General features: G+C 57.7%; 16 protein-coding genes. 12 read left to right on the forward strand and 4 right to left on the reverse strand.

Going from position 1 to position 15869, the window contains the following annotated elements:
* Window positions 1-23: 23 nt before the first annotated feature.
* The 3 genes from AC0IM9_RS03255 to lpxB are packed head-to-tail and all read left to right on the forward strand — an operon-like array spanning window position 24 to window position 3283.
* Complete coding sequence (locus tag AC0IM9_RS03255; RefSeq protein WP_482803041.1) at window positions 24-962, forward strand: Gfo/Idh/MocA family oxidoreductase; 939 nt, start codon at window positions 24-26, stop codon at window positions 960-962.
* Between the two features lie 12 nt (window positions 963-974).
* Entirely contained in the window at window positions 975-2072 is a 1098-nt protein-coding gene (locus tag AC0IM9_RS03260) for a DegT/DnrJ/EryC1/StrS family aminotransferase (RefSeq protein ID WP_140910994.1), read from the forward strand.
* Window positions 2073-2128: 56 nt separating this feature from the next.
* The gene (gene lpxB, locus AC0IM9_RS03265) at window positions 2129-3283 is read left to right on the forward strand and encodes a lipid-A-disaccharide synthase (RefSeq protein WP_482803042.1); all 1155 of its coding nucleotides are present in this window, start codon (window positions 2129-2131) and stop codon (window positions 3281-3283) included.
* A 9-nt stretch (window positions 3284-3292) separates the two neighbouring features.
* Here lpxB and tgt read toward each other — a convergent pair whose 3' ends face one another.
* On the reverse strand, window positions 3293-4411 hold the full coding sequence (gene tgt / locus AC0IM9_RS03270; protein WP_140910996.1) for a tRNA guanosine(34) transglycosylase Tgt: 1119 nt from the start codon (window positions 4409-4411) through the stop codon (window positions 3293-3295).
* A gap of 304 nt (window positions 4412-4715) precedes the next feature.
* On the opposite strand from tgt, the gene AC0IM9_RS03275 reads away from it, so the two are divergent.
* From AC0IM9_RS03275 to AC0IM9_RS03285, 3 genes are all read left to right on the forward strand, one after another.
* Window positions 4716-5816 carry an HD-GYP domain-containing protein gene (locus AC0IM9_RS03275; RefSeq protein WP_482803043.1) on the forward strand — a complete coding sequence of 367 codons (1101 nt, stop codon included), beginning with the start codon at window positions 4716-4718 and terminating at the stop codon, window positions 5814-5816.
* A 4-nt stretch (window positions 5817-5820) separates the two neighbouring features.
* The gene (locus tag AC0IM9_RS03280) at window positions 5821-6714 is read left to right on the forward strand and encodes a response regulator (RefSeq protein ID WP_140910998.1); all 894 of its coding nucleotides are present in this window, start codon (window positions 5821-5823) and stop codon (window positions 6712-6714) included.
* 155 nt (window positions 6715-6869) lie between these two features.
* Complete coding sequence (locus AC0IM9_RS03285; RefSeq protein WP_482803044.1) at window positions 6870-9914, forward strand: PAS domain-containing hybrid sensor histidine kinase/response regulator; 3045 nt, start codon at window positions 6870-6872, stop codon at window positions 9912-9914.
* A gap of 132 nt (window positions 9915-10046) precedes the next feature.
* Here AC0IM9_RS03285 and bfr read toward each other — a convergent pair whose 3' ends face one another.
* Together bfr and AC0IM9_RS03295 are read right to left on the reverse strand one after the other, a co-directional pair.
* Window positions 10047-10514, reverse strand: a complete 468-nt coding sequence (gene bfr, locus AC0IM9_RS03290) for a bacterioferritin (RefSeq protein WP_482803045.1) — start codon at window positions 10512-10514, stop codon at window positions 10047-10049.
* Window positions 10515-10636: 122 nt separating this feature from the next.
* The gene (locus tag AC0IM9_RS03295) at window positions 10637-11617 is read right to left on the reverse strand and encodes a CobW family GTP-binding protein (RefSeq protein WP_482803046.1); all 981 of its coding nucleotides are present in this window, start codon (window positions 11615-11617) and stop codon (window positions 10637-10639) included.
* Between the two features lie 132 nt (window positions 11618-11749).
* Here AC0IM9_RS03295 and AC0IM9_RS03300 point away from each other — a divergent pair, with 132 nt between their 5' ends.
* A complete protein-coding gene (locus AC0IM9_RS03300; protein WP_186289476.1) occupies window positions 11750-11923 on the forward strand; it encodes a hypothetical protein in 174 nt (57 codons plus the stop codon).
* Here the strand turns inward: AC0IM9_RS03300 and AC0IM9_RS03305 are convergent.
* Window positions 11920-12588, reverse strand: coding sequence for a Crp/Fnr family transcriptional regulator (locus AC0IM9_RS03305; RefSeq protein WP_482803047.1), 669 nt, complete (start codon window positions 12586-12588; stop codon window positions 11920-11922). The genes AC0IM9_RS03300 and AC0IM9_RS03305 overlap by 4 nt on opposite strands.
* A 198-nt stretch (window positions 12589-12786) precedes the next feature.
* Between AC0IM9_RS03305 and AC0IM9_RS03310 the strand changes: the two genes are divergently transcribed.
* The 5 genes from AC0IM9_RS03310 to blaOXA all read left to right on the forward strand — a co-directional run bounded on the left by AC0IM9_RS03310 (window position 12787) and on the right by blaOXA (window position 15681).
* Window positions 12787-13365 carry a hypothetical protein gene (locus tag AC0IM9_RS03310; protein WP_482803048.1) on the forward strand — a complete coding sequence of 193 codons (579 nt, stop codon included), beginning with the start codon at window positions 12787-12789 and terminating at the stop codon, window positions 13363-13365.
* Between the two features lie 248 nt (window positions 13366-13613).
* Window positions 13614-13760: a DUF4160 domain-containing protein gene (locus tag AC0IM9_RS03315; RefSeq protein ID WP_482803311.1), complete on the forward strand. Its 147-nt coding sequence runs from the start codon at window positions 13614-13616 to the stop codon at window positions 13758-13760.
* A 141-nt stretch (window positions 13761-13901) separates the two neighbouring features.
* On the forward strand, window positions 13902-14165 hold the full coding sequence (locus tag AC0IM9_RS03320) for an REP-associated tyrosine transposase (RefSeq protein WP_482803049.1): 264 nt from the start codon (window positions 13902-13904) through the stop codon (window positions 14163-14165).
* Between the two features lie 149 nt (window positions 14166-14314).
* Window positions 14315-14833: an REP-associated tyrosine transposase gene (locus tag AC0IM9_RS03325; protein ID WP_482803050.1), complete on the forward strand. Its 519-nt coding sequence runs from the start codon at window positions 14315-14317 to the stop codon at window positions 14831-14833.
* Window positions 14834-14886: 53 nt separating this feature from the next.
* On the forward strand, window positions 14887-15681 hold the full coding sequence (gene blaOXA, locus AC0IM9_RS03330) for a class D beta-lactamase (RefSeq protein ID WP_482803051.1): 795 nt from the start codon (window positions 14887-14889) through the stop codon (window positions 15679-15681).
* Window positions 15682-15869 lie beyond the last annotated feature (188 nt).

Here is a 15869-nt window from a genome sequence, read left to right on the forward strand (position 1 = left end):
CGCGAATCGTGCTTAGGTCGTCTATGAGTAAATTGAAATGTGCCGTGATCGGCGCCGGATATTTGGGGAAGTTTCATGCGGAAAAATATGCGTCGCTAAAAAATTGCGAACTGGTGGCGGTGGTCGACATCAACGAAGACGCTGCGCGGCAGGTCGCCGAAAAACACGGCACCCAGGCCTTGACCGATTACCAATCCCTGCTCGGCCAGATCGATGCCGTCAGCATCGTGGTTCCCACCAGTTACCACCACAGCGTCTCCAAGGATTTTCTGCTCGCCGGTAGTCACGTGCTGGTGGAAAAGCCGATAACGGTGACCGTTGAAGAAGCTGACGAATTGATCGCCATCGCCCAGGAAAAAAACGTCATTTTGCAGGTCGGCCATCTGGAGCGCTTCAACCCGGCGGTGCGGGGATTGGAGACCTTGGACGAAAAACCGCTGTTCATCGAATCGCACCGTTTGTCGCCGTTCAACCCGCGCGCCAACGACGTCAGCGTGGTGCTTGACCTGATGATTCACGATATCGACATCATCCTGGCCCTGGTCAATTCCGAGATCGAAAAAATCGACGCCAGCGGTACTGCGGTACTGACTCAGGGCACCGACATCGCCAACGCCCGCATCACCTTTAAAAACGGCTGCGTCGCCAACGTTACCGCCAGCCGGATCAGCATGAAAATGGAACGCAAGATGCGCATGTTCCGCCCCAGTTCCTACGTCTCGGTCGATTTTCAGAATAGGGTGCTGGTCAAGCATAAAACCGGCGACAAGGAGATGTTTCCCGGCATCCCGGAAATCGTCACCGAGGAACTGACTTTCGAGAGCGGCGACGCGCTTCTGGAAGAAATCAAACATTTTGTCAATTGCATCCAAACCGGCGAAAATCCGCTGGTTCCCGGCGAAGCCGGCCGCAAGGCGCTGGCGACCGCGATTGAAATCACCAAGTTTTTAACCCATCGCTAAAGGACGGCCACTATGATCCCGATGGTCAATTTGCAAGCGCAGTACGCGGAAATTCAAGATGAAATCGTCGGCGGTTTCAGCGAAACCCTGAACAATTGCGCATTCATTCTGGGGCCGAACGTACAGGCGTTCGAGAAAGAGGCGGCCGAGTATTTGGGCGTCAAACACGCCATCGGTTGCGCCTCCGGCACCGACGCCTTGCATCTGGCCTTGTTGGCGGAAGGCATAGGCGCCGGCGACGAAGTCATCACCAGCGCCTTTACCTTCATCGCCACGGCCGAAGCGATCAAATATGTCGGCGCGACGCCGGTGTTCGTCGATATCGATCCGGGCAGCTTCAACATCACACCGGAAAACATCGAAAAAGCCATCACCGCCAAAACCAGGGCGGTTATGCCGGTACACCTGTTCGGCCAGCCGGCCGACTTGCCGGCGATCAAAGCCATTTGCGACAAGCATGGTTTGAAATTGATCGAAGACTGCGCCCAGTCTTTCGGTGCCACGGTTTACAACAAGCAGACCGGCAGTTTCGGCAATGCTGCCGGTTTCAGCTTTTTTCCGAGCAAGAATCTGGGCTGCTTCGGCGACGGCGGCCTGGTCACCACCGATTCCGACGCGACCGCGGCCAAGGTCAAACAATACCGCAACCACGGCTCGGAAGTGCGTTATTACCATGATGTGATCGGCTACAACAGCCGGCTGGACGAGTTGCAGGCCGTGGTGTTGCGCGCCAAATTGAAGCGCATCGACCAATACAACGCCGCCCGCCGCCACGCCGCGCATTTGTACTCCGAACTGCTGGCCGGTTTGCCGCTGACCCCCCCTTATGAGGACGGTATCGGCGTGCACGTTTACCATCAATACACTTTGCTGTGCGATCGCCGCGACGAAGTCATGAAAGCCTTGCAGGAGCAACAGATTGCCAGCGCGATTTACTATCCGGTGCCGCTGCATCAACAAAACGTGTTCAAGGCCGAATGCGCCGGCGTGTCGTTGCCGGTGACCGAATCGGTCGCGGCGCGCTGCATGTCGTTGCCGATCTGCGCCAACCTGAGCGACGACAACGTGCATAAAATCGCCGGTGTCATCCGCGGCGTACTCTCCGCCTAAATCAATCTTATCCAGGCAGGCTTGGTTTCAAACGGGCCTGCTGTCCTATCCGTTCGATGAATAGTCCGCAGCCACCCTATACGCTGTTGTTCAGCGCCGGCGAAGCGTCCGGCGACCGCCACGCCGCCAATATGTTTTTGGAAATGAAACAACGTTACCCGGCGCTCGTCGGCATCGGCATGGGTGGCACCAAAATGCGCGAGGCCGGGATCGATGTGCGCTACGATTCGGCCGGTATCGGCGTGATCGGCTTGGTCGAGGTTTTGAAACACTACGGCGAAATACGGCGTGCCTTGCGGCTGATGCAACAGATCGTGGCCCGGGAAAAACCGGATTTGCTGGTTTGCGTCGATTACAAGGAATTCAATCTGAAATTGGCGCGGTTCGCCAAGCGGCAGGGCATCAAAGTCCTGTTTTACGTCAGTCCGCAGGTCTGGGCCTGGCGGCAGGGGCGGGTCAAAACCTACGGTAAGGCCATCGATATGATGGCGGTAATTTTCCCGTTCGAAACTCGATATTACGAAGCGGAAAACGTGCCGGTCCGCTACGTCGGCCATCCTTCCGTCGATAAAGTGCATCCGCAACGCAGTAAAGCCGAGGACTTCGAGCTGTTCGGCCTGGATCCGGCCCGGCCGGTGGTCGGCATCTTGCCAGGCAGCCGAGGCAACGAGATCAAACGCATGTTGCCGGTGATGCTTGAAGCCGCCGAAAAACTGGCTGCAGTTCGGCCGCAGCTGCAATTTATTTTGCCGCAGGCGGATTCGATCGAAGATAGCGTGCTGGCCGAGCACTTGCAGCGGACCACCTTGTCGGTGCACGTCGTCAAGAGCCAGCCTTACGACGCCATTCAATGCTGCGACGCGGTAATGACCACCTCCGGCACCGCCTCGCTGGAAATCGCATTGCTGCAAGTACCGATGGTAATCGTCTACCGGCTGGCGGCGTTTAGCTATTGGCTGGGCAAACGGCTGGTGAAAATCCCATTCATCGGCCTGCCCAACATCATCGCCGGCAAGGGTATTGTCCGCGAATTGATTCAGGAACAATTGAGCGCCGACAACCTGGCTGCAGAAATTGGGCGGCTATTGGACGATACCGCTTACCGCGAGGGCTGCATTGCCGAATTGGGCGAGGTCAAACGCCAACTCGGCTGCGGCGGCGGTTCGCGCAACATGGCCGAGCTGGCCTTGGAAATGCTGCGTGGCCGCTAATTCGGCGTTCTATTCGGCAGCAGCCGGCGGCCGCATGCCGCGCAGCGCATAAAACTCGTCGGCGAATTCAGCGAAGCGGCCGGCTTCGATTGCGGCGCGGATGCCGGCCATCAACTCCAGGTAATAATGCAGGTTGTGGATCGTATTCAGCCGCGAACCGAGCATTTCCTTGCATTTGTCCAAATGCTTCAAATACGAGCGCGAATAATTGCGGCAGGTGTAGCAGCTGCAGTTTTCGTCTAGCGGCCGGGTGTCGAACTGGTACTGCTGATTGCGGATTTTGATTACGCCGTGGCGGGTGAACAGATGGCCGTTGCGGGCGTTGCGGGTCGGCATTACGCAATCGAACATGTCGATGCCGCGCCGCACCGACTCGACCAAATCCTCCGGCGTGCCGACGCCCATCAGGTAGCGCGGTTTGTCGGCCGGCATTTTCTGATGAATCGCATCCAGCGTCGCCAGCATTTCGTGTTTGGGTTCGCCGACCGACAAGCCGCCGATCGCGTAGCCGTCGAAACCGATGCCGGTCAGTCCGGCGATCGACTCTTCCCGCAATTGCGGATACATGCCGCCCTGGACGATGCCGAACAGGGCCGAATCGTTGCCCTCGTGGGCGCGTTTGCTGCGTTCGGCCCAGCGTAGCGACAGCCGCATCGAGTCGGCCGCTTCCTGAAACGTGGCCGGGTAGGGCGTGCACTCGTCGAAAATCATGACGATGTCCGAGCCCAGATCGCGCTGCACCTGCATCGACTCTTCCGGCCCCATGAAAATTTTGCTGCCGTTGACCGGCGATTTGAAGGTCACGCCTTGCTCGCTGATCTTGCGCAACGCGCCCAGGCTGAACACCTGAAAACCGCCGGAATCGGTCAGAATCGGTTTTTGCCAGCGCATGAAATCGTGCAGATCGCCGTGGGCTTTCATCACGTCCATGCCCGGACGCAGCAGCAAATGAAAGGTATTGCCCAGAATGATTTGTGCCCCCAGCGTCTCGAGATCTTCCGGCGTCAGCGACTTGACCGCGCCGTAAGTGCCTACCGGCATAAAAATCGGCGTTTCCACCACGCCCCGGGCAAACGCCAATTGGCCGCGACGGGCAAAACCGTCGGCGGATTTCAAGGTAAATTGCATGTCGTAATCGCGTATCGGCAAAAAGGCGGCAATTATCCGGCCTTTTCGGTTGTCAGGCCAGACGAAACTGTCTAACGGCTTGCGGAAAATAAGCTAAAGTAATTAGGTGGCGTTCACTGCTGACAAAGCCGCCCTGGATGGAGGCGGTAAAGTTTGCGAAGGGTTCGCGTTTTTCGCCGCGCCGACTCCGGGAATGAACCTCTTCGAATCAGAGAGAAATTTCGACAGTCTTCCCGAGTATTGTCTCGTAACAGGTTTGATTTTCGGCAGCGTTGCCGATCCGTTACTTCGTGAAGAGCGATCTATGCATAGTAAAAAAATACAGACCATATTAGTGGTCGACGATTCCCCGGAAAACGTCATCGTGCTTAGCGAATTGTTGCAGCCGCAATACCGGGTCAGAGTGGCGACTTCGGGGCTGCGCGCGTTGCAAGTGGTCGCTACCACACCGCATCCGGATCTGATCCTATTGGACGTGATGATGCCGGAGATGGACGGCTACCAAGTGTTCGAGAACCTGCGCGCCGAGCCGGCGACGAGTCAGATCCCGGTGATTTTCGTCACGGCGATGGACAGTATGGAATCGGAACTGCGCGGCTTGGATGCCGGCGCGGTGGATTACATCACCAAGCCGATATTACCGCAAATCGTCTTGGCGCGGGTGCGTACCCAGTTGGAATTGAAACAGGCCCGCGACTGGCTCAGCGATCAGAACGTCTATCTGGAAGCCGAGGTGACCAGACGGATGCGGGAAAACGAATTGATACAAAAGACCGCCATCCGGGCGTTGGCCCATTTGGCGGAAATCCGCGATCCGGAAACCGGAAACCACATCCTCCGCACCCAGGCCTATGTCCAGCATCTGGCCGAATCCTTGCAAAGCCACCCGCGCTTTGCCGGAATCCTGAGCGACCACTACGTCGATTTGCTGGCCCGGTCGGCCCCGCTACACGACATCGGCAAAGTCGGCATTCCGGACGTGATCCTACATAAACCGGGGCCTTTGACAGTCGACGAGTGGAAAATCATGAAAACTCACGCCAAATTAGGCAGCGATGCGATCGAAATGGCGGAACGCGACGCCACCCCCAATGTGGAATTCCTGGTGCTGGCCAAGGAAATCGCCCACTGGCACCATGAACAATGGGACGGCAGCGGTTATCCCGACGGTCTGGCGGGGGACGATATTCCGGTCTCGGCCCGCATCATGGCGATCGCCGACGTGTTCGATTCCCTGATCTCCCGCCGAGTCTACAAGCCGCCGTTGCCGCCGGCGGATGCCAAAATCATCATTGCCGAAGGCAGTGGCCGCCATTTCGACCCGGACATGGCCGAGGTATTCCTGGAGGACTTCGATTTCTATTGCGAAATCGCCCGCCGCAACCCTGACGGTCCGGAGAGGTAGCGGTATGAACACGGCACCGAGCGTATTGTTAGTCGAAGACGAAGAGATCATATCCATAGTGATCGAAAGCATATTGCAGACTCGAGGTTATCGGATAGACCTTTGCAGTAACGGCATGCACGCCTGGGAAAAGTTGCAAGCCGATCCGGCTGCCTACGATCTGGTATTGCTGGATTGGGGCTTGCCTAGCCTGAACGGCATCGAGTTGTTGAATTTGATTAAAAGCGACCGGGTGTTGGCTGACATCCCGGTGATCATCGAAACCGCCCGTAGCGATAAAAACAGTATTCAGCAGGGCTTGAGCCAGGGCGCTTATTACTATCTGACCAAGCCCTTTCAGCCCGAGGTGTTGCTGGCCGTTGTCGATGCCGCGTTGGAGCAGCGTAGCGAGTTGCGCGAAATGGTGGAAAACCTGCGCAGCGCGGAACGGCCGTTGGTATTGATGCGCGAAGGCCGGTTCAGCTTCCAGACCTTGGAAGACGCCCGGGTGTTGGCGACTCATCTGGCCAGAATCTGCCCTGAGCCGGAGCGGGCGGTGCAGGGCTTGCAAGAGCTGCTGATCAATGCCGTCGAACACGGCAACCTCGGAATTTCCTACGCCGAAAAAGGCCGTTTCGTATTGGCGGGAACCTGGACCGAAGAAATCGACCGCAGGCTGCAATTGCCCGAGTATCGGCAACTTTTCGCCGAGGTCTGCTTCCTGCGCGGCGACGACGAATTGCGCTTCACCATCACCGATCAAGGCAGTGGCTTCGATTGCTCGGGATACCTGGACTTTTCTCCGGAACGGGCTTTCGATATCCACGGCCGCGGCATCGCGATGGCGCGGCATTTGAGTTTCGACAGTCTGGAATATGTCGGAAACGGTAATACCGCCATCGCCCGTTTCAAGTTATGAGGATGCATCGGTACGTTTCGACCGGTTAAAACCAATGCTGCCCCGTTCCCGTTGCCTTGTTGTACGGTTTGCTTCGCGCGCGGAGGCGGCCGGCACCGCGCAATTTTTCGGGCCGGTCCGCTGCTCTCTTCCCTTCGGTTACCGCGCGAATTCCCATGTCCAGCCTCAAACGTAGCCGGACGATCATCCCTTATCTCTTCGCCGTGGCTGCAGTTGCGGCGGTGTTTGCAGTGAGCCAGGGTTTACCCGCCGCCGGGCAGACGCCGGCCAGTTTGCTGTGGCTGATGTTGCCGATCATTTCCTGCGCGCTGTTTTGCGGGCCGGGGCCGGGTGTGGCTGCAACACTGGCGGCCGCAGCCGTTATGGTAACGGGGGCGGCGGCGGGCGAAGCCGGCCTTTCCTTCTGGCTTTTTCTGGCGAATGCGGTGTTGGTTTGCTGGGCAGGCTTGCTGCTGCAACGGCGCCGCAACCGGGAACTGCAAAAAGCCAGAGCCGAGGCGGCCAATTTGGTGGACGAAGCCTTGATGGCACAGCAGCGGGCGGAGCTGGCCAGCACTGCTCTGCGCGAGAGCGAGCAACGGCTGCGGATGGCGCAAGAGGGCGCACACGTCGGTATCTGGGATTGGGACGTGGTCAACGACGTGTGCCATTGGTCGCCGGAATGCACCCGGCTTTACGGGCTGGAACCGGGCGACTTACGCAGCAATGCCGATTGGCTGTTGCGGGTGCATCCGGAGGATCAGCCGTTGATCGAGGCGCAATGGCGGGAGCGGGTGATGCAACATCTGCCGATCGACATCGAGTTCCGGTTTTTGCACCGTTCCGGCGAAATCCGCTGGATGGTCAGCCGCGGCCAGGCTCAGTACGACGCCGACGGCAAGCCGATCCGCTTGTTCGGCGTCAATCTCGACATTACCGAACGTAAAACGGCGGAGCAAGACTTGATGAAACTGGCTCAGGTCGTCGAACAGAATCCGTCCGGCATCATCGTCACCAACGCCGACGGCAAAATCGAATACGTCAATCAAGCTTTTCTGGCTCAAACCGGTTACAAGCGCGAAGACGTCTTGGGCGCCAACCCGCGGTTTTTACAATCCGGGAAAACCCCGCGGGTGGTATTTCGGGAAATGTGGCGAACGCTGCAAGAAGGCCGGGTTTGGAAAGGCGAATTCATCAACCGCGACAGACGCGGCCGGGAATACACCGAGTTTGTCAGCGTGATACCGATCCGCCAACCCGACGGCCGCGTCAGCCATTTTGTCTCGGTGCAGGAAGACATCACCGAAAAAAAACGGATCGGCGCGGAATTGGACCGGCATCGCCATCACCTGGAAGAATTGGTGGCCAGCCGCACTGCCGAGTTGGCGGCGGCCAGAGCGCAGGCAGACGCGGCCAACCAGGCCAAGACGGCGTTTTTGGCCAACATGAGTCACGAGATCCGCACGCCGATGAATGCGATCATCGGTCTGACTTACCTATTGCGGCAAAGCCGCGTCGACGCCGAGCAGATCGACCGTTTGGATAAAATCGATAATGCGGCCCAGCATCTGTTGGCGGTAATCAACGACATCCTGGATTTGTCCAAAATCGAAGCCGGCCGCTTGGAATTGGAACACACCGATTTTTCGCTGCCGGCGCTGCTGGACCATGTTCGCTCGCTCATCGCCGATCAGGCCCGGCTCAAAGGTGTGAAGCTTGTGATCGATCAGGATGGTGTGCCGCAGTGGTTGCGCGGCGACCCGACCCGGTTGCGGCAGGCCATGTTGAATTACGCCAGCAATGCCGTGAAATTTACCGAGCGCGGCGAGATCCGGCTGCTGGCCGAGTTGTTGGCGGAAGACGCGGACGGTTTGACTTTGCGTTTCGCGGTCGAGGATTCCGGCATCGGGATCGCGGCGGACAAAATGCCGATGTTATTCGAAACCTTTGCCCAGGCCGACGTCACGACCACCCGCAAATTCGGCGGTACCGGCCTCGGGCTGGCCATTACCCGGCGTCTGGCGTGGATGATGGGCGGAGAAGCCGGTGCCGACAGCTGCGCCGGACAGGGCAGCCGGTTTTGGTTTACGGCTCGCTTGCAGCGCGGACACGGGGAGGGCGAATGTAGCGTCGCCAAACCCAGTGGCGCGGAAGACGCCTTGAAGCTCCAGCATCCGGGGGCCCGTATTCTGTTGGTGGAAGACAATCCTATCAATCGCGAAGTCGCACTGGAGTTGCTGAACGGGATGGGCCTGGCCGTGACTACGGCCGAGAACGGCCGGGTTGCGGTCGATAAAGTCTTTGCCGACCGGTTCGATTTGGTGTTGATGGACGTGCAAATGCCGACAATGGACGGCTTGGAAGCGACCCGACTGATCCGGGAGCGGGCGGAATTTGCCAAGTTGCCGATCTTGGCGATGACGGCAAACGTGTTCGATGAAGACCGGCAGGAATGTCTGGCCGCGGGTATGAACGGATTCGTGGTCAAGCCAGTGGTTCCCGACGATTTGTATCGGGCGTTGTTGGACTGGCTCGGGCGAGGTGTTACCCCGGCGCCGTCCGCCGAGCTGCCGTCTGCCGGATGCTCAGCCGACGCCAAGCGATCGGAAGCGCCGATTGCGATTGCCGGTTTGAACAGTCTGCAAGGTCTGGCCGTCGTCAGAGGAGACGGGGCAAAGTACCGTCGGTTGTTGCGGATGTTCCGAGACGCTCATCGCGACGATACGAAACGGATAGTCGATGCGCTGCTGGAGCAACGCCGGGCCGAAGCCCGGGCCTTGGCCCATGCTTTGAAAGGCGTCGCCGCTACACTGGGGGCCTTTGGCGTAGCCGCCGCGGCTGCCAGGCTGGATCAGGCCTTGCATGAGGAAACCGAGCTGGCCGGCTGCCTGGATTTGGTGCGACTATGCGAAGAGGAACTGAATCCGTTGTTGGCGGGAATCGAGGCCATGGGCGAAGCCGAGGAGATTGCCGACGCAGATGCCGCTACCGGCGTTCGCGCCGACGCCGCGATTGCCGAATTGCAGAATCTGCTGGCCGAGGACAACGCGTTGGCCTGCCGTCTGGCCAAAAAGTACGCCGCAACCTTGGCCGCGGTGTTGGGGCAGGATTACGCCGAATTTAGCCGGCAAATCGACGGCTTCAATTTCGTGGCAGCGTTGGCGTTGCTGAATAAGGCGACCGGAAATTCCGGCCTGGGCGGGGAATCCGGCCCGCTGTAACTGCGGTAATGCGGCGGCCGGGTGAGCCATCACGCGTGTTTTAACACGCGTCGGTCGGGAGCTGAAACGGTCGACCGCCCTTGATGGCGGGCTGGTCGAACCGCAAGCCGGCTGAGTGCGTTGCGAGTGCGGTTAAATCTGCGATTGCAGATAGTTTTCCAAACCGACCATTTCGATCAAACCCAGTTGTTTTTCCAGCCAGTGGGCGTGGTCGATTTCGGTATCGTCCAGCATCACTTTCAAAATTTCCCGGGTTTGGTAGTCGCGGACGCTTTCGCAATAGGCCATGACCTTACGTAAATCGGCCACCACTTTTAACTCCACCGCCAGATCGTTTTTCAACATGTCCGGCACTGTGGCGCCCACCGCCAGCGGTTCGCGTTTCGATAAATCCGGCGTGCCTTCCAGAAACAGAATCCGCTTGATCAGCGCGTCGGCGTGGTTGGTTTCGTCCTGGACTTCGTGGTTGATGCGTTCGTACAGCTTGTCCAGACCCCAGTTTTGGTACATCCGCGAATGGATGAAATATTGGTCGATGGCCGTCAATTCGCCGGCCAGTAATTCGTTCAAGTAGCTAATGACTTGTTTGTCGCCTTGCATGGTCTGCCTCCCGCTGAATGTCTGCAATTACGCTGCCTGCTATGGTAATACAAATAACCTAGCCCCGTATCCGGTTTTCGTCGTAAAACCCGCCCGCAGCGCCGGCTTGGGCGGGATCAGCGCTAGATCCGCGTGCCGGTTTCCGTGCCGAAAGCCTTGCTCAGATCTTCGGCCAACGCGTCGGTATTCCCGTCGGCGATGAATACCAGGCGCCCGTAGCGGTCGCCGTCATCGCGCGCTGGCAACACCTGGGGCGGATACAAGCGCTCCCCGGCTGCCTGCACCGCAACCGGCTCCGTACGGTCGGCGAGATAAACCACGCCTTTGATACGCAGCAATTCGGGGTGGCCGGCGAGCAGTGAACTGAGGATGGATGCCAACCTTGACCAGGCCGGCGCAGCTGCCAAGGCCACGGACAGGCTGTTGAAGCCGTGCCCAATCGGCGCGGCGCCCGGTAAACGCCGCAATTGCGGCGTGTCCAGGCCGAGTATCTCCGCCGGAAGGTCCGTACCCGGTTGCAAGGTCAGAGTCGGCGTCGCCGGGGCCAATGTACGCAGGCGTTGCGCCAACGCATCTCGTTGCCCGGCAGCGGCCAGATCGGCATGCGTCAGCAGCAATCGGTCCGCCCATGCGACCTGGGCCGCGGCTTCCGGGAAACGTTCGATTTGTTGGATCGCCGACGGGATCGCCAGCGTCGCCAGCACGGCCTGCAGCCGGTAACGGCCGGCCAGCCAGCGCTCGCGCAACAGGGTATCCAGAATCGGCTCCGGGCTGGCGACGCCGCTGGTTTCGATCACGACGCGGGCGAACGGTTTGTCTGGCGCGGCGTCCCAGGCCATCCGTAAATTTTTCAAGGTTGGCGCCAGCGCGCCTTTTACCTGGCAGCACAAACAGCCGCCGGACAGCACCGTCAGCGGCGTGTCCTGGCGTTGCAGCAAATCCTGGTCGACCGGCTCCGCACCGAATTCGTTGATCACCACCGCGGTGTTGATACCGTCTGCCAGCAAGCGGTTCAGCAAGGTCGTCTTGCCGCTGCCGAGGAAGCCGGTGATCAACACGACCGGGATTTTGGGAAGAGGAGCGTTGGTTGCAGGTTTAAGCAAATCGTTTAGGTTCCGAGGTTGGTGACTTAGTCACTGAGGCAGCGGCCGGCCGGCGCTACATTGTAACCGCCTTGCGGCCGGCTGAGCCGGTCGAATAGGACAACTCTAACAACAAGATGGTAGGTATCGGTTATGAAAGAACTCATTTTCGGTTTTGCTTCGAACATCCTGCAGATGAATCTGCGCGATCCGCACGACATCCCGTTTGCATTGCCGCTGATGCTGGCGGCGGGCTTGGGTTTTATCCTCGGCTTCATTTTTATCCAGTTGGTCGGTAACGAGCAGCGCCAACAGCGCGACGACTAATCGCCGGCGGACAGCATGTCGCGTAACGCGGCGGCGTCGACGATTTCGATGCTGCCGCGGCTTAAATTCAGCCAGCCCAGGCTTTCGAAACGCTTCAAATGCCTGGATACTACTTCCCGCACCGAGCCCAATTCCAGCGCCAGTTCCTGGTGGGTTTTCCGGATCGGATTTGTCTTCTCCGCCAACAGCGTTTGCGCCAGCCGCTGGTCGATACTGGCGAAACTCAAGGCCGCCATCCGTTTGATCACGTCGGCCAGCCGCCCCGAAAAATTGCGAAATACGAACTCGCGGAAAAACGCCGATTGCTGCAAACAACGGTGGAATACGTGGGCCGGAATCGCGAACGCGCTGATGTCTGATTCGGTATAACCCTCCGCCGGATAGGCACTGTCGCCGAGCAGGCAGGAGGTGGTCAGTACGCAGGAGTCGCCCGGTAACACCCGGTACAGCAATACCTCGCGGCCGTCGGCCGACAAAATCTGCGCCTTGACGCTGCCGGACAGCAGCAATAAATAATTCTCGCAAGCCTGGCCCGGATAAAACACCTGCTGCCCGGCCGGCACCGTCACCAGCGTCGCCGCCGCCATCAACTGCGCCACCACCGCATCCCCGCAACCGGCGAATTCCGGGAACTGGTCTTTCCAGGCGTTGGCGTGTTTGAGCATGGGGTGTCCGGTGGGTTTTTGCGTTTTGGGATTATAAGGCGGTTTGGAGATGGATGGGCTGTAGAAGGGGGCTTGCGAGACGTTGATTGATGAGGGTAGTTGACAGGTTTGTTAGAATGCTAGGCAAACAGTTATCTGTTTACAACGGATGGTACCCCCAACTATTTTTTTGTATTTGGCCTCCCTGTAGTGGGCATTATGGATCAACAGACTCAATACCAAATTGCTAGCATGCAAGAAGCTTTTAAGAAGATTGCGGATCAACAGCAGCGAATGATCCAAGAGGAACAACAGCGTCGTCAACAAGCTGCCGCGGACAAGATGGTCGATACGTTGGTGAAGATTCTATCGAGCTCTTACGAAAAAGCGACCGCATATAACAACGTTGTTATTGCTGCCGGCTATGCCGCATTCTTTGCCATATGGGGAGCGACCAAACCTGCTTTGACTCACTGGATTTCCATTTCATCGGCCCTTTTGATGGTTTCATCGGCCACAGTATTTGTGCTATTCGAACTATTTAAAATGGTTCAGGGTGCCAGGGCATTGATGCAGCTTCAAAACATTGTTGCAGACGAAAATGTGCGCAAAGACCCTGAATTGTTTCAGGCGAAGGTAAATGCATGTGAAATGGTGCAGCGAAAAGCCTCACTACGTTCCGTTCGAGTTTGGGTGGCTGTACTCGGTATCACCGTATCAACAGCCGTTACCGCCATAGCGCTACTAGTGTACAACTATGTTTGCGTCCTTCTTGACCGAGTTCCATTCTCTATATAGACCACAGGATGTGCTGAACAACGTGAAGCGCATCGATAGAGTAGAAAGGCGCCAGCTCGTTTAAACGCTTTTTGTTTTAATGGTTTCACGTCAGCGAAGGCTAGTTTAAATGTCGGGTTTCGGCCCGAAAGCCGAGTTTCTTTTTTTGCTTGGCCAAAAGAAAGAAACCAAAGCGCGAAGAGCCGGACAGGCCGCTCACTTCCGCGTTGGGTACACTAGGAGAAATCGTTGTAATGCCTACAATTTCAATGTTCTACGGCATCCTTATTCGAATGTTTTTCTATGACACGGATAAGCACAACATGCCGCATATTCATGCTGAATATCAAGGGCAAGTAGCCGTTTACTCGATTCTCGATGGAACCGTCTTGGCCGGTGAACTTCCAGCCCTGTAGGCCGGAATAAGCGAAGCGTTTCCGGCAAGTTTTTAAATTTGCCAGAAACGCCGTGCTCGTGGATTTCGCCGGAAACGCTTCGCTTATTCCGGCCTACAATGTTTGGAATGATTTACCCCCTCCGGAAGCTCGGAAAGGCCGATGAGCGATTATCGACGCGTTTACATACCCGGCGGCTGCTATTTTTTCACGGTGGTAACTTACCGGCGGCAACCGATTTTTGCTGACGAGCGAAATGTGGCATGGCTTCGGCAATCGTTTAAAATTGTGAAGGCCAAGCGGCCGTTCGAGTTAACTGCTGCGGTCGTCTTGCCGGACCACTTACACAGTATTTGGCAATTACCGGACGGCGATGCCGATTATTCGACACGCTGGCAAATGGTTAAAACCGCCTTCTCTCGCTAGCCCTGTAGGCCGGAATAAGCGAAGCGTTTCCGGCAAGTTTTTAAATTTGCCAGAAACGCCGTGCTCGTGGATTTCGCCGGAAACGCTGCGCTTATTCCGGCCTACAATGTTTGGAATGATTTACCCCCTCCGGAAGCTCGGAAAGGCCGATGAGCGATTATCGACGCGTTTACATACCCGGTGGCTGCTATTTTTTCACGGTGGTGACTTACCGGCGGCAACCCATTTTTGCTGACGAGCGAAATGTGGCATGGCTTCGGCAAGCGTTTAAAATTGTGAAGGCCAAGAGGCCGTTCGAGTTAACTGCTGCGGTCGTATTGCCGGACCACTTACACAGTATTTGGCAATTACCGGACGGCGATGCCGATTATTCGACACGCTGGCAAATGGTTAAAACCGCCTTCTCTCGCCAGCTCTCGGTTCCGGTCAGAAGCGATGGCACCAAATCGGTCTGGCAGCCGCGTTTTTTCGAACATTGCATCCGCGACGAAGCCGATTTTCATCGCCACCTGGATTACATTCACTACAATCCGGTCAAGCACGGATTGGCAGATGCGCCGGCGAGTTGGCCGCACAGTTCCTTCCTTCATTTCGTCGCCCGCGGTTGGTATCCGCTAAATTGGGGCGACGGCGGTATCCCCGCTAGCGCGGATTTCGACCGCGAATAACCTGATACCGGCTTCGCACTACCGGTTCCCGTCGACCAAAACCCACTGAAATTATGCCAGTCCAAACACTCAAAACCTGCCTTGCCGTTCTGCTGCTCGCCGTTTCCGCGGCCGACCCGGCGCATTCCGAAGACCAAGCCTTGGCCAAGCTGTTTGCCGAGCAAGGCCTGGAGGGATGCGTCGTGATTTCCTCGGTGCGGACCGGCCGGACTTTTGTTCATAACGACGCCCGCGCCAACCGGCGCTTGCCGGTCGCATCGACCTTTAAAATCCTGAACACGCTGATTGCGCTGCAGGAACGGGCGATTGCCGGCAAGGACGACACTTTGCACTGGGATGGACAAATCCGCGATGTTCCGGACTGGAACCGCGACCAGACTTTGGCCTCGGCGTTCAAGGTGTCCTGCGTTTGGTGTTACCAGGACTTGGCGCGGCGGGTCGGTGCCGATACCTATCGCCGATATTTGCGGGAAACCGAATATGGCGAATTGCGCGAGCCGTTCGGGTTGAGCGAGTTCTGGCTGGACGGCTCGTTACGGATCAGCGCAGCGGAACAGGTGGAATTTCTGCGCAAGCTGGTCCGGCGCTCGCTGCCGTTCGATGGATTCGCTTACGACACCTTGCGCGAGATCATGCTGGCCGAGCAAACTCCGGATTATGCGCTGTGGGCCAAAACCGGCTGGGCGGCGCGCGTCGATCCGCAAGTCGGATGGTACGTCGGTTACGTCGAGAGCCGGGGCGAGGTCTGGCTGTTTGCGCTTAACATCGATTTGCGCGGCAAGGACGATTTGGCGCTCCGGCCAAAGCTGGCCCGCGCGGCTCTGGCAGCCAAGGGTATCATCGACTAGCCATCCACCCAGCGGTTACGCGTGGCCGGGTATCCAACCTTTCGCCGCTGAAAACGAGCCCGTCGGTGCATGCCGAAGTTCCTAAACAGCGGCTGCACCGACGATTGACACTAGACTGCTTTCACCGCATGCTGTGCGCCGCTGCGGTGGGCCGTTATGGTTGGCGTTCTCGGAACAACCCGGCGGAC

Source organism: Methylomonas sp. Uni0011, from assembly GCF_056850255.1.